Consider the following 20,804-nt stretch of genomic DNA (forward strand, 5'->3'; position numbering starts at 1 on the left):
TGCCGGCCTACTCGTCGATACCTCTCGCATCTACCCCGATCTCGATCTGCGCAACGGACCAGTTGTCCAGGCCGAGACTGATCCGCTCACGATCTCTCGTAAACATCGCCGCCAAGATGTCGTCGCACGGCGATGAGTCGTCGAGGCAGCCCCTGTCGATCGTCGCCTCACTCCATCCGGAAAGCTGGTCGTGATACGCCTCGATCAGCGAATCTGGAGTGTAGAGGTCGGTATCGACCGACGCGACGATTCGAGCACTGCTGCGGTCGTCGCCGAACAGGCACGTATCACCGCTGCAGTAGCTCCCGTGTTCTTCGCTGATCACGTCGACGCCGTCGAGGTTCGGCAGTTCGTCGAGGATCGCGCGGTTCTCGTCTTCGTACCCTCCGGCGCATCCGACGAGTACAAGCGTCGAGCATGCTGCGAAGAGAAGGCTGCAGCCTCTACGCATAGCTGTCACGGTATCCGTCAGAGCTCGCGATGATGCCGGGGCTGCCGGGGACTACTCGCAGTACGGACGTAGTCTGCATCGGCTCAGATCCGGCACACCGATCGGTCGCTCGCACCCACGCGATAATCCCGAGCCGAGAACCTCACCCAAGCGAGGGATATCCGGCCTCTTGTCATAGTTGACGGTGATCCGGGGGCTCGGCCAGCCTTTGGGTCGGGGTTCTGGATGGTTCGCTCGGTATTCCGGCTGCCCGACGCGTTGTAGCGCGGCGTGGCTCTGCTTTCGGCTTGCGGCCTGAACCTCGAGACGGGGTCGTGGCTGAAGAGAGGTCTGCACAGCTCAAAGAGGCGTTGCCCTGCTCCGTCGCACAACCTGCAACGAGAGAAGGGAATCTGTGATGTTGAACGAAGTCGTGATCGGTCTCGATCCGCACAAGGTGTCGAACACGATCGTCGTGTTGGAACGCGACGAGACGTTGTTAACGAGACGCCGATTTGTCCATGACGACGACGGCCTGGCCGCGATGTTCGCGGCGGTGGCCGAGTTCCCGAAGCGGGTCTGGGCGGTCGAGGGTGCGAATGGGATGGGCCGCAACATCGCCCAACGGCTTGTCGCCGCGGGTGAGACGGTGATCGATGTGCCGGCGAAGTTGTCGACTCGGGTGAGGGTGTATTCGACCGGGCACGGCACCAAGACCGATCACACCGACGCGGTCGCGATCGCTCGTGCTGCGATCCACTCCAAGCATCTGCGTCGGGTGCAGCCTGACGGTCCGAACGTGGCGTTGAAACTGTTGTCGGATCGACGCACCGAACTCGTGCGGTCACGCACCTCCGCGGTGTGCCGGCTGCACAGGTTCTTGCGCGAACTGATCTCGGGTGGGGCGCGACTGTCACTGTCAGCTGAGCATGCGTTTGACCTGCTCACAGCACTTGAGGTCGACAACGTCGCCGATCAGATGCGGGTTGAGCTCGCGATGGAGTTGATCGACGACATCGCCCGGCTGGATCTGAAGATCGATGAGATCACCAAGCGCATCAACGCCACCGTGAAGGCGTCGGGCACCACGTTGACGCGGGTGTATGGGGTCGGGCCGATCAACGCTGCGTTGATTCTCGGTGAGGTCGAAGACGTCTCCCGTTTCGCCACCCGTGATCACTTCGCGAGCTACTGCGGGACCGCCCCGATCGCAGTGTCATCCGGTGATGTGAACCGGCATCGACTGTCACGTTCCGGGAACCGTCAACTCAACCGAGCCATCCACATGGCTGCGGTCACCCAGATCAGATTCGACACCCCCGGACGGGACTACTACCGCCGCAAGATCGCCGAAGGCAAGAGCCGCCTCGAAGCACTCCGCTGTCTGAAACGACGTGTGACCGACGCCGTGTGGCGCCAACTCCAAGTCGACCGGCAAGACGACCAAACCCAAGACGACACCTGGCCACGCCGGCCATCGACACGACAAGGTGAACCGTCGTATCGGTCACCAGCGACACTGCGGATGAACGGCAAGCCGATGCAACCACGACCGACCCCGGTCTAACCTCGGCGTCGGGTTCGGGGTGTGGCCGCAACGAAGAATCAGCCTCGAGGTGCGAGCTGATCACGCGGACGGCACACGCCAACAGACGTCCTCATATGCCCACCCCGAACCCACCTCTTGACAGAGAGGAGCCGAAGTGTTGGAGGTCGGCGGGAGAAGGGGGCGCTGCATAATCACGCCATTCAGGGTCGCCTGAGTCGTTCGACGACGGCCGCCTGGCTGTTCGGCAGGGCATGGGCGTAGGTGTTCATCAGCATTTCGGGACTGTGGCCGAGCAGGTCGGCGATAGCCCTCAATTCGCCGAGGTCGCTGGCACCTTGAACCATGTGAGACGCCGCCGTGTGGCGGAGGCCGTGGGACGTCAGCCGAGGCAAGCCGATGTTGTCGACGATCCTCGCCAGCGCGCGGTCGTAGGAGCGGGGGAGCACCAACCCGCCCTGCCGCGTCGTGATGATGAGGTTGTTGTCCTCCCACTCGCTGCCGGCCGCGAGCCGCTCGGCTGCCTGTTCGGCTCGGCGCTTGGCGAACACGCGCATCGTGTCGTCGTCGATCGGGATCGTGCGCCTCGATCGTTCGTTCTTGGCGTTTCCCCACGCAGCACCGGTGTTCGTCGCGACCAGGCTCTCGTCGATCCGTAACGTGCTCGCCTTCGTGTCGACGTCGTCCCATCGCAACGCGAGCACCTCGCTGCGACGCAGCCCGTAGAGCACGCCGATGCGGAAGGCGATCGCCCAGCGATGGTCGGCGGTCACGGCGAGGAAGCGGTCGACCTGTTCGGCGGTCCACGCCACGGTCTCCTTCTCCTTCACCGGCTTCGCCACCACACGAGGCAGACCAACTCGAGCAGCAGGGGAGCGCGGGATCAAACCCTCGTCGACCGCCTCGGACAACGCCGCCCGCAGCACTGTGCGACAGATCTGCACACTGCGCTTCGACAAACGGCCACCGGCGGCGAGCGCGTCGATCCACCGTGCGACGTCCGCTCGATCCAGCGTCGCAAGCGGGATCGCACCCAACCCGTTCTCGATGTGGGGGATCGCCCACTCGTACTGCTGCTGCGCCTTCTCGGTGATGTCGGTCCGGCCGGCGACGTAGCGGCGAACCAACCAACTCACGGTGCCTCGTTCGGTCGAGCGGTCGTCTGCCTTCATCGACCGGGCAGCGGTCGTCGCGGAGCGTTGCGACGGGTACGTCCCGACCTGACGAGGCCGGTGCTTGCCGGTCACCGTGTCGATGCCGTCGACGCGCACGACCCACTTGTCGCGCTGTTTGCGGACCGTCGGCTGCCCCGTTGCCTTCCACCCCATGTCGTCTCCGAGCACTCGTCGTGCCTCAGAGTCTGATACATCGCTGATACATCGTCAACCCGGCGACTCGATCGCCGGTGGAAGACACCAGCTAGATCCAGTCGGGATGGGGAGATTCGAACTCCCGACCCCCTGCTCCCAAAGCAGGTGCGCTACCAGGCTGCGCCACATCCCGTGATTCGGGCGAAAGCGTACCGGGCGTCAGCCGTCGCGGTGGAGGGTGATCGTGTGCCGCTCGCCGTCGGCGGTGACGAACGTGGTCACGAACTGGTTCGGCGTGACGTCGCACACCAGATAGCCGTGGCGATCGAGATCGAGATGGTCGATGCCCGGGTTCAGCCGCTGCAACCAGCGTCGCACGAGACCCGACGGCACCGGAAGTCGCAGGGCGTCGCGCACGGCCTCGGCATAGGTGGTGCCGCTGATCGATGGTGACGTGAACTCGTGCGCGACGGCACCGTCGCCGTCCGACAGTGTCCGTGACCAGCCCGAATGCAGGTCGCCGGACAGGACGACCGAGCGTCCGGCTGCGGCCCGGAGCTTCCCGTACAGCCGTTCACGGTCGGCCTCGTAGCCATCCCACTGGTCGGGGTTGACGACACGTCGCCAGGGCGCCCACCGCAGTGCCGGCCGGGCGGCGAGCGTCATCGGGCCCACCTGGACCTGATTCGCGACGACGAACCAGGGAGCGGCCGAAGTCGCCGCCGCGCCGTCGATCGATCGCCACTGCTCCTCGTCGAGCAGCGAACCCGGGGCACCGTCCTCGGGGCCCGGCCCGTCGACCTCGTTGGGGCGACGTCCGGCGAGTCGGCTGTCGACCAGCAGCAGGTCGACCAGTCCCCGGATGAGCCAGCGTCGATGCAGCCCGTCGGTGTCGCTCATCCGGCGGGTCGGCATCCACTCCATCCACGCCTGCTGACCGGCTCGCCGCCGTTCGGTCTCACCCGGATCGGGCGCATTGTCGACCACCTCGTGGTCGTCCCACACGACGTTCATCGGGACGTCGGCGAGCAGGCGTCGCAACGACGGGTTCGACCGGTGCTGCCGGTAGCGCCGCCGATAGTCGTCGAGCGAGCGGCAGTCCCAAGGAGGGTCGGTGGCGACGCCCTCGGTTGGCATCTCGCCGATCTCGTAGATCGAGTCGCCGAGGTGGAGGAGCAGATCGGGCGTCTCGTCCGCGATCGCATCGAACAGCTCGAAGCCGGGCCACCCCCAACGCGAGCAGCAGGCGACGGCGAACCGGAACCGGTCGGCGTTCTCGGGGAGGGTGCGGGTCCGGCCGCTGATCGTCGCATCGCCGCAGGTGAACGCGAACTCGTAGTCGGTCGCTGGTTCGAGTTCGTCGACGATGACGCGGACGGTGTGGTCGGCCGACGAGGTCGCGTCGACGCGGCCGGACCGGACCACGACGCCGTCGGACGAGGCGAGCTCCCAATCGACCACGGCAGGCCCGGCGCCGACACTGTGCGCCCGGGTCCACAACACGACCGAGGTAGCGTCGACGTCGCCGCTCGCGACACCGGAGGCGAACACGTCACCTGCGACGTCGGCTGGTGAGGAAGGCCGGGTGGTGTCGATGCCACGTGTCTACCCCGTGGATCGCCGCCCGAACCGCCCGCACCGCAGTAGCCCCGGGTAGCCGCACTACGATCGCGCCCATCGATCGCCGACTCGTCGTCCTCGGGCCTTTGGCAGCCTTGGCCCTCGGGCTCGTCGTGCTCGCATCGACCCGTGACACCGAGTCGAAGCGCATCGTCGACCCGGCCCCGACCGCAGAACTCCTCGCGGCGACCGCTTCGGCGAGCGTGCCACCGGGTGGCCCGTTGCCGTCGACGGCCCCCGGCGAGACCGCCGCACCGGCCATCGGCTCCACCACGACCACCTCGACGACGTCCACCGTGCCGGTCACCCTGGCGCCCGACGACGGCAAGACGTCGAGCGAACGCACTCTGGTCGACGCGTTCACCGTGCAGGACGACGACCTGCAACCGAAGTCGATCGTCGCGTCGGGCGACGGGCTGTTCTTCGCGCAGAACATGATGTACCGCCACAACGTCGCGGTCTACGACCGTTCGGGAGCCAAGGTCGGCGCGATCCCCGACGACGTCGTCCCCGCCGACTTCGGGCTCGATTCGTCGGCCCAATTGCAGGGATCACCGGTCGAGGCGGCCTTCACGCCCGACGGCCGGTACGTCTACGTGTCGAACTACAAGATGTTCGGGAGTGGCTACAACCCGGTCGCCGACGACAGCTGCGACCGGGGGAGTTGGGACGACAGCTACGTCTACAAGATCGACGTCGCCACGCTGGAGATCGTCGCGATCGTGCCGACGGGCGCCGTCCCGAAGTTCCTCCAGGTGACGCCCGACGGCACCAAGCTCGTCGTGTCCAACTGGTGCGGCTTCGACGTGTCGATCATCGACACGGCGTCCGACACCGAGCTCGGCCGCGTCGACGTCGGACGCCACCCGCGCGGCATCGCGATCGACAGCGACAGCGAGGTCGCGTACGTCACCGTGATGGGCGAGGCCCGCATCGACGTGATCGGGCTCCAGTCGCTCACCGTGATCCGCTCGATCGAGGACGCCGCCGGCTCGACGCCGCGCCACCTCGTTCTGTCCGACGACGACCGGTACCTGTACGTCTCGAACCACAGGATGAACTCGGTCCGCAAGATCGACCTCCAGGCGAACTCCGTCGTCGGCACGGCGAGCACCGGCACCGAGACCCGCACGATGGCGCTGTCCGACGACGGCGAGAGCCTGTACGTCGTCAACTACCAGGACGGCACGGTCAGCAAGGTCCGCACGAGCGACATGGAGATCCTGCAGACCGTGTACTCGGGTGTGCACCCCGTCGGCATCACCTACGACGCCGACACCCGCCAGATCTGGGTGGCCAACTACGCCGGCAGCCTCCGCGTCTTCACCGACGAATAGGCGAGCCGCCGCTACCGTCACGCGCCATGGCCGACGCACTCAAGGACCACGTCGATGCCGGCGTCGTCGACGACTTGGCCCGTCGCTTCTCGGCGGCCGACAGCGGATTCGATGCGGACGGATTCTGCGAGCGCACCACCCCGCACCTGGACGGCCTGGAACTCAAGGCCCGGGTCGAGCTGATCGCCCGCGAGCTGTGGCGCTCGCTCGGCGACCGTGACCCGGCCGAGTCGCTGTCGGTGCTGGTCGACGTGGCGCGGGCCGAACCGCACGTCGAAGGATGGGCCGCCTGGCCCCTGGCGACCGTGGTCGAGCTGTTCGGACCGGCGTGTCCGAGCGAAGCGCTCGCCGCGATGGAACACGTGACCCAGCGGATGAGCTGCGAGTTCGCCGTGCGCCCGTTCCTGCGCGACCACTACGACGAGACGTACCGCACACTGGCCGAGTTCACCGACCACCCCGACGAGCGGGTCCGCCGACTCCCGTCGGAAGGCACACGGCCGCGGCTCCCGTGGGGCATGAAGGTCCAGCGGCTCGTCGACGACCCTCGGCCCGGCCTCGCACTGCTGCACCGGCTCCGCCACGACCCGTCGGAGACGGTGCGTCGCTCGGTCGCCAACCACCTCAACGACGTCGCCAAGGATCGGCCCGAACTCGTCGTCGAGACGGTCGCCGACTGGATGGGGGAGCCCGAGACCGACCGTCGGATGGTCGCTCACGGCCTCCGCACGCTGGTCAAACGCGGCGACCCGGGCGCGCTGTCGGTGTTGGGCTTCACCACCGAGCCGGAGGTCGAGGTCGAACGGTTCGACGTGACCCCGGCCGCGATCGAGATGGGCGCGCGCATCACCCTCGCCGCCGACCTGAGGTCGACGTCCGCAGGGCCGCAACGGCTCGTCGTCGACTTCGTGATCCACCACGTCAACGCCTCGGGCGCGACGTCGCCCAAGGTGTTCAAGTGGACGACCGTCGAACTCGGGGCGGGGGAGCGTCGCTCGTTGGGCAAGCGCCGGTTGATCCGGCAGGCATCGACCCGGACCTATCGGGCCGGCACCCACCGCGTGGAACTCCAGGTCGCCGGTCGGGTGCTCGCTGCGACGGCGTTCGACATCAGGCTCGGCGAATAGCGTGCAGCGGGTGGAGCGGTCGTTCTTCCATCAGGTGCAGGACGTGTTCGAGGGGTTCGTCTCCGACGTCCCGGGAGCACTGCACGCGACCGCCCACCAACGGGGCATCAAGGTCTGGTACGACGACGCGACCCGCGAGCACTACGAGGCGCAGCTGATCCGACTCGACGGTGAGGCAGCGCTCGAGGTCGGCTTCCACGTCGAGTACCCGAAGGTCGGCCAGAACGAGGTCGTGCTCGCCCGTCTGCTCGACGAGGAGGCGACCTGGCGGCGCGACCTGGGCGACGAACCCGAGGCCGGTCCGTTCCTCGGTGCCGATCGGTGGCGGCGGATCTCGGAGACGTGGGAGGTGCCCGACCCCGACGACGTCGACGCGGCGATCGAGGTAGCGGCACGACTCGCCGACTACGTCACCGCGATCGAACCGCTGCGGCGCGAGGCCTGAACGGCCGGATTCAGGACGTCTCGACGACGTCGAAGGTGAGGCCCGCGTGCTCGACGAGCCGCTCGATCAGCATGTCGCCGAACGCGGTCGCCGGTGTCCAGAACCCGCCCGGTGTGGTCGTGCGACGAACATCGAGAAACGCCAGCGCCGCTTCGGCGAGCATCTTCGCGGTCGATCCGTAGCCGGGGTCGCGGTCGCCGGTCACCTTGGTGACGATCGTGCGCCCGTCGGCCGTCGTGCCGTACAGCCGGACGTCGAAGAAGCCGGCCTCCTGCGCCTCGGGGCTCGGGCCCTCACCCGGCTCGGGCAGCACCATGCCGAGCAGCTTGCGGCCGGGGCCGAACGCCGCCATGCCGGCGAACGCACCCATGCCGCCCGTGACGGCGGCCGCCTTCATCGCGCCGACCGGTCCGCCGCCGACCAGCATCGCCTCGTCGTACTCGAACCCGTCGCCCCACGGGCGCCCCAACAGCGCATGTGTGCGCTGGACGACCCTGGTGTTGGTCGCCGCCATGATGAACGGCGCCGCCCACTGGCCCGACGCCTCGTCGCGCTGCGGCACGGTCACGTTCGGCTGCTTCGGGCCTTCCCGCATGCCTTCCGGGGCCAACGCGTACGGATTGCCGAGGATCTTGCGGAGCGCCGGGTCGTTGCGGGCCTCCTCGATCATGTTGAGACCGCTGGCGATCGTGCCGCCGCTGGCGCCGCCCTTCATCGCCTTCACCCGCAGCGCGACCGAGGTGCACGGCGCCCCGAACTCGGCGAGGGCCTGCTGCTGGGTGAACCACACACCCAGGTCGGACGGGATCGAGTCGAACCCGCAGGCGTGCACGATGCGGGCGCCACTGACCTCGGCATCGGCCTGGTGGGCGTCGATCATCGCCCGCATCCAGTGCGGCTCGCCGGTGAGGTCGCAGTAGTCGGTGCCGGCCGCGGCGACGGCGGCCACGAGGGGAGAGCCGTACAGGGCGTACGGGCCCACGGTGGACACGATCACCCGGGTCGACTCGGCGAGCGAGCGCATGGCGTCGGCATCGGCGGCATCGGCGACGATCCGGTCGCACAGGGCATCGGTCTCGGCCGCGACGTGGCCGAGCTTCTCGGCGCTGCGCCCGGCGATCGCCCACCGGACGCCGCCGTCGTTGCCGATCCGGTCGACGAGATGCCGGGTCAGGATCTGCCCGACGAAGCTGGTCGCACCGAAGATGACGAGGTCGTACTGGCGATCGGGCATACCCGAGTGTGTCACGGGATCGGACCGAGATGCGCCGCGCCCGGAAAGTGTGTAACACCCCTCGTGCACCATGGGACGCATGAACGAGATGAACGAGCAGCGCCTCACGATCTCCTGCGACGACTGCTCGATGCAGTGCACGTCGGCATGTGACGACTGCGTCGTCACCTTCGTCATGGGAGACACGACCCCGGCCGAGCACGAGCCGTTGATCCTCGACCTCGAACAGGCCCGCGTGGTGCGGATGTTCAGTCGAGCCGGTTTGATCCCCGATCTGAAGTTCCAAGAGGCCGGCTGATCGGCCCGTAGCCTGGGGTGGGTGCGCCGGCCCCAACCGCTCCCGACGTGGGAGGAGATCACCGAGATCGCAGCCGAACACGGCATCGCGCATCTCGGTGTCGCTCCTGCCGACGTGCTCGAGCGGGCCCGGGCCGCCCTGCTCGACCGGAAAGACGCCGGGCTCCACGCCGACATGGGGTTCACCTACCGGAACCCGGAGCGGTCCACCGAACCGCGACGGGCGGTCGAGCACGCCCGCAGCATCATCGTCGCCGCCCGGCCGTACCGAGCGGTCGACGAACCCGACCGTCCGGCCGGCGCGCAGGCCCGAGTCGGTCGCTACGCGTGGGTCGACCACTACGCGCCGCTCCGGACAGGACTGCGAGCGATCGTCACCCGGATCCGCCGGGCCGACCACCGGGCCGTCGCGTTCGCCGACGACAACTCGGTCGTCGACCGCGAGGTCGCCTACCTCGGCGGGCTCGGCTGGTTCGGCAAGAACGCCAACATCCTGATTCCGGGCGCCGGCAGCTTCTTCGTGCTCGGCTCGGTCATCACCACCGCCGAGTATCCGGTGAGCGAGCCGGTCGCCGACGGATGCGGCACCTGCCGTCGCTGCCTCGACGGGTGCCCGACCGGGGCGATCGTCGCCCCGGGCGTCGTCGACGCGAACAAGTGCCTCGCGTGGCTCGCCCAGCGGCCCGGCACGTTCCCGATCGAGTTCCGCGAAGCGCTCGGCGACCGCCTGTACGGCTGCGACGACTGCCAGGAGGTCTGTCCGCCGTCGGTCCGCCTCGGCGAGAAGCACCGCGTCGACCTCACCGCCTCGGCCGGCGAGCCGGTGCAGGCGTGGGTCGACGTGCTCGACCTGCTCGACGCCACCGACGACGAACTGATCGACCGCTACGGCCGCTGGTACCTGGCCGAACGCAACCCGGTCTGGTGGCGACGCAACGCCCTGGTCGTGCTCGGCAACGTCGGCGACCCCGACGACCGGCGCACGCAGCGAACCCTCGCCCGGTACCGCGGCTCCGACGACGAGATGCTGCGCGAGCACGCCGAGTGGGCCACGACCCAGCTCTCGGCCCGGGCGGCCGTGTGAAACACCTGCTCGTCACCAACGACTACCCACCCAAGATCGGCGGCATCCAGAACCTGCTGTGGGAGTGGTGGCGTCGACTGCCGCCCGAACAGTTCGCGGTGCTCACCAGCCCGTACGCCGGTGCGGCCGAGTTCGACGCCGAGCAGGCCTACCGCATCGAACGTGTCCGCGAGCCCTTGCTGCTGCCGCATCCGCTGATGGTCAAGCGGGTCGACGAACTCGCGGCCGACTTCGGCGCCGAGCTGATCGTGCTCGACCCGGCCGTCCCGCTGGGGCTGATCGGTCCGTCGCTCGACCTGCCCTACGACGTGGTGCTCCACGGCGCCGAGGTCACCGTGCCCGGACGTCTGCCCGGTGCCAAACAGGCGCTCGGTCACGTGCTGCGCAACGCCCGCCATGTCATCGCTGCCGGTCGGTACTCGCTCGACGAGGCCAACCTCGCCGCCGGCCGCGATCTCCCGGCCACCGTCGTCCCGCCCGGCGTCGACGTCGAGCGGTTCCGCGTGCTCACCGAGTCGCAACGTGCCGACGCTCGCCGCCATCTCGGCCTGCCGATCGACGCCCAGATCATCGCCGGCGTGTCCCGACTCGTGCCGCGCAAGGGGTTCGACACCGCGATCCGGGCCGCCGCCCGCATGCGCAGCACGCACCCCGACCTCGTGCTCGCGATCGCCGGCACCGGTCGCGACGAATCCCGATTGCAGCAACTCGCCGAGGAGCTCGAGGCACCGGTCACGTTCCTCGGCCGCGTCGCCCACGACGACCTCCCACTCGTGTTCGGCTGCGCCGACATCTTCACGATGCTCTGCCGCAACCGGTGGGGCGGGCTCGAACAGGAGGGGTTCGGCATCGTGTTCGTCGAGGCAGCCGCGTGCGGCGTGCCACAGGTCGCCGGCAACAGCGGGGGAGCGGCCGAGGCGGTCGAGCACGACCACACCGGCATCATCGTCGACGACCCCGGTGGAGACCGGGCGGTCGACGACACCGTCGATGCGTTCACCCGACTGCTGGCCGACGACGCGCTCCGCCGTCGGATGGGCGCCGTCGCCCGCGAACGTGCGGTCGAACACTTCTCGTACGACGTGTTGTCGGCCCGGCTGGGCGCAGCTCTGGGTGTGAACCCGTAACCTGGGGCACGTGGAGATCAACGACGCGATCATCCGGGCGAACCTGGTCCTGACCGCGATCTTCACCGCCACCGCTGCGTACGCGGCGGCCGTGTTCTCCACACCGAGCCAATGGGTCGGTGCCGTCACGGCGATGGTGCTGTTCGCGATCGGTGTGTTCGCGTTCATCTGGTCGTACTGGAACGCCGTCCAGCGGAGCCGGACCGACGAGATCTCGGTCACCCAGCTCTATCTGCTGATGGGCGACGCGATCCCGGCACCCGTGCGCCGCACGATGAACCTCACACTGCTCGTCCAGGTCGCCGTGGCGATCTCGACCACGCTGGCACGTCCCGACGGACCCGACGGCAACCCCGGTTCGTCGCTCGCGGTCGGATTCCTGGTGCCCATGCTCGGCTTCGGCCTCAACGGTCTGTGGGCCGCGTCGCACGGCAACTTCGCCACGCGCACGAACCTCCCCCCTTCGCAGAAAGAAATCAGGCAGAATGCAGACCATGGCTGAGACCGCGACCGAGAAGATCACCATTGCGGCGCCCCACGAGCAGGTGTGGGAGATCGCCACCGATCTCGAGCGATACCCCGAATGGGCGCACGATGTGAAAGACGTCGTCATCACCAGCCGCGACGACGACGGTCGGCCACACCAGGTCGAGTTCCGCACGTCGGCACTCGGACGGAGCACCCACTACACCCTCGAATACGACTACTCCCAGGCGCCCGGTGCGCTCGCGTGGACCATGGTCAAAGGCGACATCCAACGCTCGATCGAAGGCGCCTACCGGTTCACGCCGACCGACGACGGCGGCACCGAGGTGCAGTACGACCTCGCGATCGAACTCGTCGTGCCGTTGCCCGGCTTCGTCAAGCGTCGGGCCGAGCGCCGGATCCTCAACGCGATCAAAGAGCTCAAAGCGTTCGCCGAGGCGTGAACGGTCGGACCGTCGGCATCGATGTCGGCGGCACCAAGTGCCTCGGCGTCGCCCTCGACGGCAACGGCGAGATCATCGCGGAAGACCGGCGGCCGACACCCCGCGGCGGCGGGAGCCTCCCCAAACTGATCGACACGTTGGCCGAACTCGCCGGCGCCCTCGGCCCGTACGACCAGCTCGGCGTCGGCGTGCCGGGCCTCGTGACCCACCAGGGTGTCCTACGCGCCGCTCCCAACCTCGACGGTGTCGCCGACTTCGACGTCGCCGGCTTGCTCGGCGAGCGGGTCGGTCACCACGTGTTCGTCGACAACGACGCCACCTGCGCCGCGGTGTCCGAATGGATGTACGGCGCGGGCGAGGGTGCGACCGACATGGTGCTCGTCACGTTGGGCACCGGCATCGGCGGCGGACTCGTCGCCGGCGGCAGACTCCAGCGCGGCAACCACGGATTCGCCGGTGAGTTCGGCCACATGGTCGTCGACCCCGACGGACCACCGTGCCCGTGCGGCCGCCGAGGCTGCTGGGAGCGCTATGCCTCCGGCTCCGGTCTCGCCCGCCTGGCGCGCGAAGCGGCGATCGGCCGCCGGGTCAGCCGCGTGCTCGAGATCGCCGATGGCGACCCCGAGGCCGTGCGGGGCGAGATGGTGCAGCAGGCAGCCCGCGAGGGTGACGCCGACGCCCTCGCGGTGATCGACGACTTCGGTCGGTGGGTCGCGCTCGGCCTCGTCAACCTCACCAACGTGCTCGACCCCGAACGGTTCGTGCTCGGTGGCGGCCTCGCCGCCGGCGCCGACCTGTACCTCGACCCGATCCGCAAGTGGTTCCGCGAGTTGATCTACCAGCCCGAGCTGCGGCCGATGCCCGAGGTCGCGTTCGCCCGCTGGAACGAGCGAGCCGGCGCCGTGGGCGCCGGTCTGCTGTACTCGGTTCACGAGTCGGCGACGTAGTTCGCCCTCGCCTGCTTGATCTCTTCCCAGGCGGCATCGCGTCCGGCCATGCCTTCGGCCGATGCGTACTTGTTCGGTTCGAGCGCCTTGTAGACCTCGAAGAAGTGGCGGATCTCAGCTCGCAGCTGCGGCGTGAGGTCGTCGATGTCGTTGACGTTGGCCCAGCGAGGCTCCTTGGGCGGCACGCAGATCAGCTTGGCGTCCTCGCCGGCCTCGTCGGTCATGTAGAGCACGCCGACGGGGCGAGCCTCGACCCACACGCCGGGATACACCGGGTCCTCGAGCAGCACGAGGGCGTCGAGCGGGTCGCCGTCGCCCGCCAACGTGTCGGGAAGAAACCCGTAGTCGGCCGGGTACGTGGTGGCGGTGAACAGCCGACGATCGAGGTACACCCGCCCGTCGTGGTGGTCGATCTCGTACTTGTTCCGACTCCCGCGCGGGATCTCGATCACCACGAAGATGCAATCTGGGGACGGTTCCTTACCCATCGCGGCATCATTCCACACCCCGGGTAGCGTGCGCAGTATGGAGTTTCGGCGCATCGAGAACTTGCCCCCGTACGTCTTCACGATCATCAACAGTCTGAAGATCGAGGCACGCCGGGCCGGTAACGATGTGATCGACCTCGGGTTCGGCAACCCCGACATCCCGTCACCCGACATCGCGGTCGAAAAGCTCGCCGAAGCGGCACGCAACCCGAGGAACCACCGCTACTCGATCAGCCGCGGCCTGCCGAAGCTGCGCGAGGCGATGGCGAACTACTACAAGAACACGTGGGACGTCGACATCGATCCCGAGCTCGAGATCACCAACACGATCGGCTCGAAGGAGGGCTTCAGCCACCTGATGTGGGTGCTCCTCGACCGCGGCGACGCCGCGATCGTGCCGACGCCGAGCTACCCGATCCACATGTACGGCCCGCTGTTCGCCGGTGCCGACCTGCGCCAGGTGCCGATCCGCGGCCTGACGCATCCCGACGAACGCGACGACTTCACCGAGAATTTCTTCGAGAGCCTGCACACGGCGTACGACGTCGGCTGGCCGAAGCCCCGGGTGCTCGTCATCTCGTTCCCGCACAACCCGACCGGTGCCTGCGTCGACCTGCCGTTCATGCAGCGGGTGGTCGATTTCTGTCGCGAGCGCGACATGATCGTCGTGCACGACTTCGCCTACGCCGATGTGGGCTTCGACGGCGTCCAGCCGCCCAGCATCCTCCAGGCCGAGGGTGCCAAAGACGTGGCGGTCGAGCTGTACTCGATGACCAAGAGCTTCTCGATGGCGGGGTGGCGGAGCGCCTTCCTGCTCGGCAACGCCGAGGTCGTCCAGGCGCTCGTCAAGCTCAAGAGCTATCTCGACTACGGCATGTTCCAGCCGGTCCAGATCGCATCGACCGTGACGCTCAACGAGGCGGCCGACTACCCCAAGGAGATCTGCGCCACCTACGAGAGTCGCTGCGACGCGCTGATCGACGGCCTCGGCCGGATCGGGTGGGACGTCCCGAAGCCGGGCGGCACCATGTTCGTGTGGGCGCCGATCCCCGAGGCGTACGCCGAGATGGACTCGGTCGAGTTCTGCTCGATGGTCGTCAACGAATGCGACGTCGCGCTGTCGCCGGGTGTCGGTTTCGGCCCCGGTGGTGAGGGCTACGCCCGATTCGCGCTGATCGAGAACGAGCAGCGCATCCAGCAGGCCGTCCGCAACCTGCGCCGCGGGCTGACCAAGCTGGGCTGAGGCGAGTTCTCCCAAGCCGTCACCGGCTCGTCACGCTCCCGTCACACGCCATGTCTACGCTCGATCCCGTGCACACCGTCGTCGTCCGCGTCTGGCTGCCCGACCGCCCCGGTGCCCTCGGGCAGGTCGCCAGCCGCATCGGCTCCGTCCGGGGTGACGTCCTCGCGATCGAGATCCTCGAGGTCGGCGGGGGCCGCGTCATCGACGAACTCGTCGTCGCGCTGCCCGACGCATCGCTCGTCGATCTGATGATGAACGAGGTGCATGCGATCGACGGCGTGTCGGTCGAACACGTCCGCGAGACGAGCGACGGCCACGTCGACGCCAGCGTCCTGTCGCTGTCGGCTGCGGCCGAGCTGGCCGAGAGCGATCCCGAAGACCGGGTGGAGCGTTTCCTCGACGGCGTCGGCCGGCTCACCGAGCCGACGTGGATGATGGTGGCGCACGACGGTGAGGTGGTCGCCTCCCGCGGCGACGACGTGCCGACGGCCGAGTGGGTCACATCGCTCCTGGCCGGCAGCAGCCACCTCGGCGACCCGCACGCCACGTCGAGCGACATGTTCTGGAGCGATCTGCCGCGGTCGCGCATGTGGGTCGCGGCCGGACGCGAGGGGCGAACGGTCCACGATCGCGAACGGGTTCGCCTCGACCTGTTCGCCCGGGTCGCGGATTCGTTGATGATCGGTGTCCCGGTTCGCTGACCGCGCCGGAGCGAAACGACCCATTGCCACAGCACTCGCGCAGGAGTACGTTGCGAGATGCGGCGTTGCCGCACGACCACACACTCATACGGGGGTTTGAGATGAAGAAGGCCACCATCTGTGCCGCGCTCGCGGCCACGATCACGATCGGATTCGGCGGAGCCGTGTCCGCAGGCGAATACAACGGCAAGGGCGAGCCGGTGCCGGGCGGGGTCAACGGGCGATCCGAGTGTTCGTACTCGGGTCGCGACATCGACGATGCGGTCGAGGGCAACCCGCCGGGCTTCGACGACGACGCCATCGCGATCCGCGGCGCGCAGAGCTACGGACAGTACGTGAGTCAGGGGCTGAAGGGCGTGGTGCCGAGTCCCGGTCAGGCCTGTCGCGGCAACCACTGATCGGCCCGCAGGGAGCTCGCGACGCTCAGTGCTCGACCCAGCCGCGACTGCGTTCGACGGCTCGGAGCCACTGGGCGTACGCCAGGTCGGTGAACGTGCGGTCGGGCTCGGGCTCGAACGTGGCGTCGAGTTGCCACGCGTCTTGGATCGCCTCCAGATTCGGCCACACACCTTCGGCGAGGCCGGCGAGGTAGGCCGCGCCCAGCGCGGTCGTCTCCTGGTCGGACGGGCGGCGCACGGTCACACCGAGCTGGTCGGACTGCATCTGCAGCATGAAGTCCATGACCGATGCCCCGCCGTCGACGCGCAGTTCGGCGAGCGGCGTACCGCTCGCAGCGGTCATCGCGTCGACCACGTCGCGGGTCTGGTACGTCATCGACTCGACGACGGCTCGCACGAGATGGGCGCGGGTGGTGCCACGGGTGATCCCGACGATCGTGCCGCGCGCGTACGGGTCCCACCACGGTGAGCCCAGCCCGGTGAATGCGGGCACGATCACGACGCCGCCCGAGTCGGGCACGCTCTCGGCGAGCGGGCCGGTCTCCGCGGCGTCGTCGATGACGTCGAGGCCGTCGCGCAGCCACTGGATCGCGGCGCCGGTGACGAAGATCGCCCCTTCGAGTGCGTACGCGACCGTGCCGTCGGCGAGTTCCCACGCGATGGTGGTCAACATGCCCTCGGTCGGCGGCGGACACGAGTCGCCGACGTTGAGGAGGACGAAGCTGCCGGTGCCGTACGTGTTCTTCGCCATGCCGGGTTCGAAGCAGGCCTGACCGAACAGGGCCGCCTGCTGGTCGCCGGCGACACCGCTCACCGGGATGCCGGCCGGTGCACCGCATCGATCGGAGGTGACACCGAACCGTCCGCTCGACGGTCGGACCTCGGGGAGGGCCTCGAGCGGCACCCCGAGCAGGTCGCACATCTCCGGGCTCCACTCCCGCACGCCGATGTCGAACAGCATGGTGCGGCTGGCGTTGGTCACGTCGGTGACGAAGGCGTCGCCGCCGGTCAGGTTCCAGATCAGCCAGGTGTCGATCGTGCCGAGGGCCAGGTCGGGCCCGGTCGGGATCTCGCGTTCGCGCAGGAGCCACTCGAACTTCGTGCCGCTGAAGTACGGGTCGAGCACGAGCCCGGTCGTGCGTCGGACGAGATCGAGGTGACCGGCGGCTTCGAGCTCGTCACATCGGGCCGCTGTGCGTCGGTCTTGCCACACGATCGCCGTGCCGTACGGTTCGCCGGTCGTGCGGTCCCAGGCCAGGACGGTCTCGCGCTGGTTGGTGATGCCGATCGCGGCGACGTGCTCGCGACCGACCTGCTCGATCACGTCGTTCAGGGTGGCGACGACCGCCTGCCAGATCTCGGTCGCGTCGTGCTCGACCCAGCCGGGCTCCGGGTAGTGCTGCTCGAACTCGCGGTACGAGGCCACGGTGTCGCGTTCGTCGACGAAGACGGCCCGACTCCGCACGCCGGTGGTCCCGGCGTCGATCGCGATGACACAGGTGTCTGAGGAGAACTCGCTGCTCACGGCCACACCGTACCCGAGGACCTCAGCGACGCTTGCGTCCGCCACCGCCGGGGCGACCCGACCCGCCACCGCCCGTGCGCTTCGTCGGAGCCGGCCGCGCTCGCGCCACCGGAGCGGTGCTGCCGGCGGCATCGGCGTCGTTGCGGTCGCGTCGTGGTGGACGCGGTTCGGCGCGGAGTTCCTTGAGTGACTTGCGCTGGTAGCCGAGCTTGGCGAGTACGTAGCCGAACGCCAGATAGAGCGGGCCCGACGCCAGCAGACCGCCGATGATGCCGACCAGCCCGCCGTCGCGGAAGAACAGCACGAAGAGGACGGCCATGATGCCGACGTACAGCAACCACTCGCGAACGAGTCGCTGCCACGGAACGGGTCGGTTCGCATCCCAGGCCACGCCCATTCCTACCATCTCTGCGTCCGCTCGATGAAGTGACGGTGCGTTCCCCGGACGGAGCCGTTGAAAGCGTTTGCGGTCGGAGGTCGGCCGCCTAGACATCCCACGGGCGGTAGGTGTCAAGCGGCGAGGTTGAGCCGGTGGGCCCAGGCGGTGTGTTCGTCGTAGATGGTGTGGTGGCGGAGGCAGCCGTGGAGAATGCCGACGAGGCGGTTGGCGAGGGCGCGTAGTGCTCGGTGGTGGGTGTCGCCGGCGGCTCGGCGGGCGTCGTAGAACAAGCGGGCTCCGGGGCTGGCGGTGAGTGTTGCGAAGGCCCACTGGTAGCAAGCGTCGGCGAGGCGCCGGTTGCGGGCGTAGCGGGCGAGCACGACGTGATGTTTGCCCGAGGCGCGGGTGATGGGTGACATGCCGGAGTAGTTCTTGCGAGACTTGGCGTCTGCATAGCGGTTCGGGTCGTCCCCGAACTCGGCGAGCACCCGGGCGCCGAGCGTCATCCCCAATCCTGGCAGGGAACGGATGACCTTGGCGTCCGGGTGTTGTTCAAAACGGTCGGCCAGCTCGGCCTCGAGGCGGTCGACCTGGATCTGCATCTCGACGATCACCGCCACGAGAGCGGCAACGCTGGCGCCCATCGCGTCAGTGACCAGAGCGGGTGCTTCGAGCTGCTCAGTGCGGAGCGCGGTCTGGATCTCGACGCTGCGTTCGTCGATGCGCCGTTGCCGACCACCGCGACGCAAAGCAGCGGCGATCTTCGAGCGTGACAGCAGCTTGCCGGTCATCGGGGTCGGCGCGATCGTCAACACCGCGAGAGCATCGCGTCCGGCCAGTTCATCGAATGCTTCCAGAGCTGCCGGGTAGAACTCGCGCAACGTGGAACGCAGCTGGTTGGTGTGGCGTTGCCGGCTCCAGATCATCGTCTGATGCGCCCGGGCGAGCACTTTGACGGCTTCGGCCAGTTCGCTGTCGCCGGCCACCGGCCGGTGATTGTGAGCGTCGGTGCGGGCCAGGTCGGCGAGCACCTTGGCGTCACCGGGGTCGGACTTGGCGCCCGACGTCGAGTGCCGTTCGCGATAGCGCGACGTCGACATCGGATTCACCGCCAGCACCGTGTACCCGGCAGCCACCAGGGCGCCGATGAACAACCCCCTGTCGGTTTCGGTCGCGACGATCACATCGGCCGGGTCGTCGACGCGACCGGCCACCAACTCGTGGAACCGGGCGACACCCTCCACACCTTCGGGCAGCCGGCCGCCGCCGAGCCGTTGGCCGTTGTCGTCCTCGACGAACACGTCGTGATGGTCCTCAGCCCAGTCCAGGCCGACGAACACCTGCCTCATCGGTCACCTCCTTGTTCAATCGGTTATCGTTCGAGCCCGAGGCGACCAGCAGCTCCCTAATGGTTCAGTGCTCGCAGCACGTCATCCCACCAGCCATCACGAGTCGACCTCACCAACCGACCGGCGCACGATCTAGGCGTAGAGCTCGAGGCTCTGGCTCCAAAAGTGCTGACCGACCGGCGGCTCGGAACCATCCTGACCGATCACACGGCTTCGGACGATCGATCCCCATTAGGATCGAAACCTGTGCGTGTCGGAGTGCTGACCGGTGGGGGCGACTGCCCGGGCCTCAATGCGGTGCTGCGCGCCATCGTTCGGAAGGGCGAGCGAGTGTTCGGCGACGAGATCGTCGGGTTCTGCGACGCCTGGGACGGCGTGATGGAGCGGCGCACGATGCCGCTCACGGTCGAGTCGATGCGCGGCATGCTGCCGCGTGGTGGCACCGTGCTCGGCACCCGCCGGGGGAGCCCGTTCGATCACGCCAACGGCGTCGACCTCGTCGAAGCGACGATGTCCGACATGGGCATCGATGCGCTGATCGTGGTCGGCGGCAACGGGTCGCTCAGCGTCGCCTGCAAACTCCACACCGAGCGTGGTCTGCCGATCATCGGTGTCCCCAAGACGATCGACAACGACATCGAGGGCACCGAGGCGACCTTCGGGTTCAACACCGCCGTACAGATCGCGACCGATGCGATCGACCGGCTGCACACCACCGCCGAGTCCCATGACCGCGTCATGGTGGTCGAGGTGATGGGTCGTCACTCCGGCTGGATCGCGACGCACGCCGGGATCGCCGGCGGCGCGACCGTCGTCTTGATCCCCGAGCGGCCGTTCGACATCGAAGAGGTCTGCGACCGCATCACCCGTCGGCACCAGCGCGGTCGGTTCGCGTCGATCGTCGTCGTCGCCGAAGGCGCAACGCCGCGGGCCGGCACGCTCGAGATGGCCGAGGGCGAGATCGATCGGTTCGGTCACATTCGGCTCGGCGGCATCGGTCAGATGGTCGCCCAGGAGATCGGCGAGCGGACCGGGTTCGAGACCCGCCCCGTGCTGCTCGGTCACGTCCAACGCGGCGGCACCCCGACCGCATACGACCGAGTGCTGTCCACCCGGTTCGGTGTCGCCGCGATCGACGCCGTCCATCGTCAGGCTTGGGGCAACATGGTGGCCCTGCAGGCCGACCGCATCACCGATACACCGCTGTCCGAGGTCGTCGGCCGAACTCGGCCCGTCGACATCTCGCTGTTCGAAGACGTCGCCCAGATCTTCTTCGCCTGAGTCGCGG

General features: G+C 68.3%; 22 protein-coding genes and 1 tRNA gene. 14 read left to right on the forward strand and 9 right to left on the reverse strand.

Features of this window, described 5'->3' with window-relative positions; genetic code table 11:
* Positions 1–7: 7 nt before the first annotated feature.
* Positions 8–460 (reverse strand): hypothetical protein, encoded by a 453-nt coding sequence (locus tag R8G01_01965; protein MDW3212733.1) that lies wholly within the window; start codon positions 458–460, stop codon positions 8–10.
* 388 nt (positions 461–848) lie between these two features.
* Between R8G01_01965 and R8G01_01970 the strand changes: the two genes are divergently transcribed.
* The gene (locus R8G01_01970; protein MDW3212734.1) at positions 849–1,997 is read left to right on the forward strand and encodes an IS110 family transposase; all 1,149 of its coding nucleotides are present in this window, start codon (positions 849–851) and stop codon (positions 1,995–1,997) included.
* A 182-nt stretch (positions 1,998–2,179) separates the two neighbouring features.
* Here the strand turns inward: R8G01_01970 and R8G01_01975 are convergent, their stop codons facing one another.
* The 3 genes from R8G01_01975 to R8G01_01985 all read right to left on the reverse strand — a co-directional run bounded on the left by R8G01_01975 (position 2,180) and on the right by R8G01_01985 (position 4,837).
* Entirely contained in the window at positions 2,180–3,304 is a 1,125-nt protein-coding gene (locus R8G01_01975; protein MDW3212735.1) for a site-specific integrase, read from the reverse strand.
* Positions 3,305–3,405: 101 nt separating this feature from the next.
* Positions 3,406–3,479: transfer RNA gene (locus R8G01_01980), tRNA-Pro, on the reverse strand.
* Between the two features lie 26 nt (positions 3,480–3,505).
* Complete coding sequence (locus R8G01_01985; GenBank protein MDW3212736.1) at positions 3,506–4,837, reverse strand: alkaline phosphatase D family protein; 1,332 nt, start codon at positions 4,835–4,837, stop codon at positions 3,506–3,508.
* 155 nt (positions 4,838–4,992) lie between these two features.
* Here R8G01_01985 and R8G01_01990 point away from each other — a divergent pair, with 155 nt between their 5' ends.
* Genes R8G01_01990 through R8G01_02000 form a run of 3 tightly spaced genes read left to right on the forward strand, consistent with a single transcriptional unit; the run spans position 4,993 to position 7,815 of the window.
* Positions 4,993–6,243, forward strand: a complete 1,251-nt coding sequence (locus R8G01_01990; protein ID MDW3212737.1) for a YncE family protein — start codon at positions 4,993–4,995, stop codon at positions 6,241–6,243.
* A gap of 26 nt (positions 6,244–6,269) precedes the next feature.
* Entirely contained in the window at positions 6,270–7,370 is a 1,101-nt protein-coding gene (locus R8G01_01995; protein ID MDW3212738.1) for a hypothetical protein, read from the forward strand.
* Positions 7,371–7,380: 10 nt separating this feature from the next.
* Positions 7,381–7,815 carry a hypothetical protein gene (locus R8G01_02000; protein MDW3212739.1) on the forward strand — a complete coding sequence of 145 codons (435 nt, stop codon included), beginning with the start codon at positions 7,381–7,383 and terminating at the stop codon, positions 7,813–7,815.
* Between the two features lie 10 nt (positions 7,816–7,825).
* Here R8G01_02000 and R8G01_02005 read toward each other — a convergent pair whose 3' ends face one another.
* Entirely contained in the window at positions 7,826–9,049 is a 1,224-nt protein-coding gene (locus R8G01_02005) for a saccharopine dehydrogenase (GenBank protein ID MDW3212740.1), read from the reverse strand.
* 79 nt (positions 9,050–9,128) lie between these two features.
* Between R8G01_02005 and R8G01_02010 the strand changes: the two genes are divergently transcribed.
* The 6 genes from R8G01_02010 to R8G01_02035 are packed head-to-tail and all read left to right on the forward strand — an operon-like array spanning position 9,129 to position 13,433.
* Positions 9,129–9,347: a hypothetical protein gene (locus R8G01_02010; GenBank protein MDW3212741.1), complete on the forward strand. Its 219-nt coding sequence runs from the start codon at positions 9,129–9,131 to the stop codon at positions 9,345–9,347.
* Between the two features lie 21 nt (positions 9,348–9,368).
* Complete coding sequence (gene queG / locus R8G01_02015) at positions 9,369–10,430, forward strand: tRNA epoxyqueuosine(34) reductase QueG (GenBank protein ID MDW3212742.1); 1,062 nt, start codon at positions 9,369–9,371, stop codon at positions 10,428–10,430.
* Positions 10,427–11,557: a glycosyltransferase family 4 protein gene (locus R8G01_02020; GenBank protein MDW3212743.1), complete on the forward strand. Its 1,131-nt coding sequence runs from the start codon at positions 10,427–10,429 to the stop codon at positions 11,555–11,557. Before queG ends, R8G01_02020 begins: the two co-directional genes overlap by 4 nt.
* 10 nt (positions 11,558–11,567) lie before the next feature.
* Positions 11,568–12,059: a hypothetical protein gene (locus R8G01_02025; GenBank protein MDW3212744.1), complete on the forward strand. Its 492-nt coding sequence runs from the start codon at positions 11,568–11,570 to the stop codon at positions 12,057–12,059.
* Positions 12,052–12,486, forward strand: a complete 435-nt coding sequence (locus tag R8G01_02030) for an SRPBCC family protein (protein MDW3212745.1) — start codon at positions 12,052–12,054, stop codon at positions 12,484–12,486. The genes R8G01_02025 and R8G01_02030 overlap by 8 nt, the downstream gene beginning before the upstream one ends.
* Entirely contained in the window at positions 12,483–13,433 is a 951-nt protein-coding gene (locus R8G01_02035) for an ROK family protein (protein MDW3212746.1), read from the forward strand. The genes R8G01_02030 and R8G01_02035 overlap by 4 nt, the downstream gene beginning before the upstream one ends.
* On the opposite strand, the gene R8G01_02040 is transcribed toward R8G01_02035, so the two are convergent.
* A complete protein-coding gene (locus R8G01_02040; protein ID MDW3212747.1) occupies positions 13,415–13,921 on the reverse strand; it encodes an inorganic diphosphatase in 507 nt (168 codons plus the stop codon). The two genes, R8G01_02035 and R8G01_02040, sit on opposite strands and share 19 nt — an antisense overlap.
* Before the next feature lie 37 nt (positions 13,922–13,958).
* On the opposite strand from R8G01_02040, the gene R8G01_02045 reads away from it, so the two are divergent.
* From R8G01_02045 to R8G01_02055, 3 genes are all read left to right on the forward strand, one after another.
* Positions 13,959–15,164 (forward strand): aminotransferase class I/II-fold pyridoxal phosphate-dependent enzyme, encoded by a 1,206-nt coding sequence (locus tag R8G01_02045; GenBank protein ID MDW3212748.1) that lies wholly within the window; start codon positions 13,959–13,961, stop codon positions 15,162–15,164.
* A gap of 68 nt (positions 15,165–15,232) precedes the next feature.
* Positions 15,233–15,865: a hypothetical protein gene (locus tag R8G01_02050; protein MDW3212749.1), complete on the forward strand. Its 633-nt coding sequence runs from the start codon at positions 15,233–15,235 to the stop codon at positions 15,863–15,865.
* A 101-nt stretch (positions 15,866–15,966) separates the two neighbouring features.
* A complete protein-coding gene (locus tag R8G01_02055) occupies positions 15,967–16,263 on the forward strand; it encodes a hypothetical protein (protein ID MDW3212750.1) in 297 nt (98 codons plus the stop codon).
* 25 nt (positions 16,264–16,288) lie between these two features.
* Here R8G01_02055 and glpK read toward each other — a convergent pair whose 3' ends face one another.
* From glpK to R8G01_02070, 3 genes are all read right to left on the reverse strand, one after another.
* Positions 16,289–17,788 (reverse strand): glycerol kinase GlpK, encoded by a 1,500-nt coding sequence (gene glpK / locus R8G01_02060; protein ID MDW3212751.1) that lies wholly within the window; start codon positions 17,786–17,788, stop codon positions 16,289–16,291.
* Between the two features lie 22 nt (positions 17,789–17,810).
* A complete protein-coding gene (locus tag R8G01_02065; GenBank protein ID MDW3212752.1) occupies positions 17,811–18,185 on the reverse strand; it encodes a hypothetical protein in 375 nt (124 codons plus the stop codon).
* 113 nt (positions 18,186–18,298) lie between these two features.
* A complete protein-coding gene (locus R8G01_02070; GenBank protein ID MDW3212753.1) occupies positions 18,299–19,516 on the reverse strand; it encodes an IS110 family transposase in 1,218 nt (405 codons plus the stop codon).
* A gap of 246 nt (positions 19,517–19,762) precedes the next feature.
* Between R8G01_02070 and R8G01_02075 the strand changes: the two genes are divergently transcribed.
* Complete coding sequence (locus R8G01_02075) at positions 19,763–20,797, forward strand: 6-phosphofructokinase (GenBank protein ID MDW3212754.1); 1,035 nt, start codon at positions 19,763–19,765, stop codon at positions 20,795–20,797.
* Positions 20,798–20,804: the final 7 nt, after the last annotated feature.

The sequence above is a fragment of the Ilumatobacteraceae bacterium genome (assembly GCA_033344875.1).
Classification (GTDB): Bacteria; Actinomycetota; Acidimicrobiia; order Acidimicrobiales; family Ilumatobacteraceae; genus Ilumatobacter.

Coding starts and splice junctions, on each gene's coding strand:
- R8G01_01970 (MDW3212734.1), top strand. CDS start 849: ATGTTGAACGAAGTCGTGATCGGTCTCGATCCGCACAAGGTGTCGAAC.
- R8G01_02070 (MDW3212753.1), bottom strand. CDS start 19,516: ATGAGGCAGGTGTTCGTCGGCCTGGACTGGGCTGAGGACCATCACGAC.
- R8G01_02065 (MDW3212752.1), bottom strand. CDS start 18,185: ATGGGCGTGGCCTGGGATGCGAACCGACCCGTTCCGTGGCAGCGACTC.
- R8G01_02055 (MDW3212750.1), top strand. CDS start 15,967: ATGAAGAAGGCCACCATCTGTGCCGCGCTCGCGGCCACGATCACGATC.
- R8G01_01995 (MDW3212738.1), top strand. CDS start 6,270: ATGGCCGACGCACTCAAGGACCACGTCGATGCCGGCGTCGTCGACGAC.
- R8G01_02045 (MDW3212748.1), top strand. CDS start 13,959: ATGGAGTTTCGGCGCATCGAGAACTTGCCCCCGTACGTCTTCACGATC.
- R8G01_02010 (MDW3212741.1), top strand. CDS start 9,129: ATGAACGAGATGAACGAGCAGCGCCTCACGATCTCCTGCGACGACTGC.
- R8G01_01975 (MDW3212735.1), bottom strand. CDS start 3,304: ATGGGGTGGAAGGCAACGGGGCAGCCGACGGTCCGCAAACAGCGCGAC.
- R8G01_02040 (MDW3212747.1), bottom strand. CDS start 13,921: ATGGGTAAGGAACCGTCCCCAGATTGCATCTTCGTGGTGATCGAGATC.
- R8G01_02005 (MDW3212740.1), bottom strand. CDS start 9,049: ATGCCCGATCGCCAGTACGACCTCGTCATCTTCGGTGCGACCAGCTTC.
- R8G01_02030 (MDW3212745.1), top strand. CDS start 12,052: ATGGCTGAGACCGCGACCGAGAAGATCACCATTGCGGCGCCCCACGAG.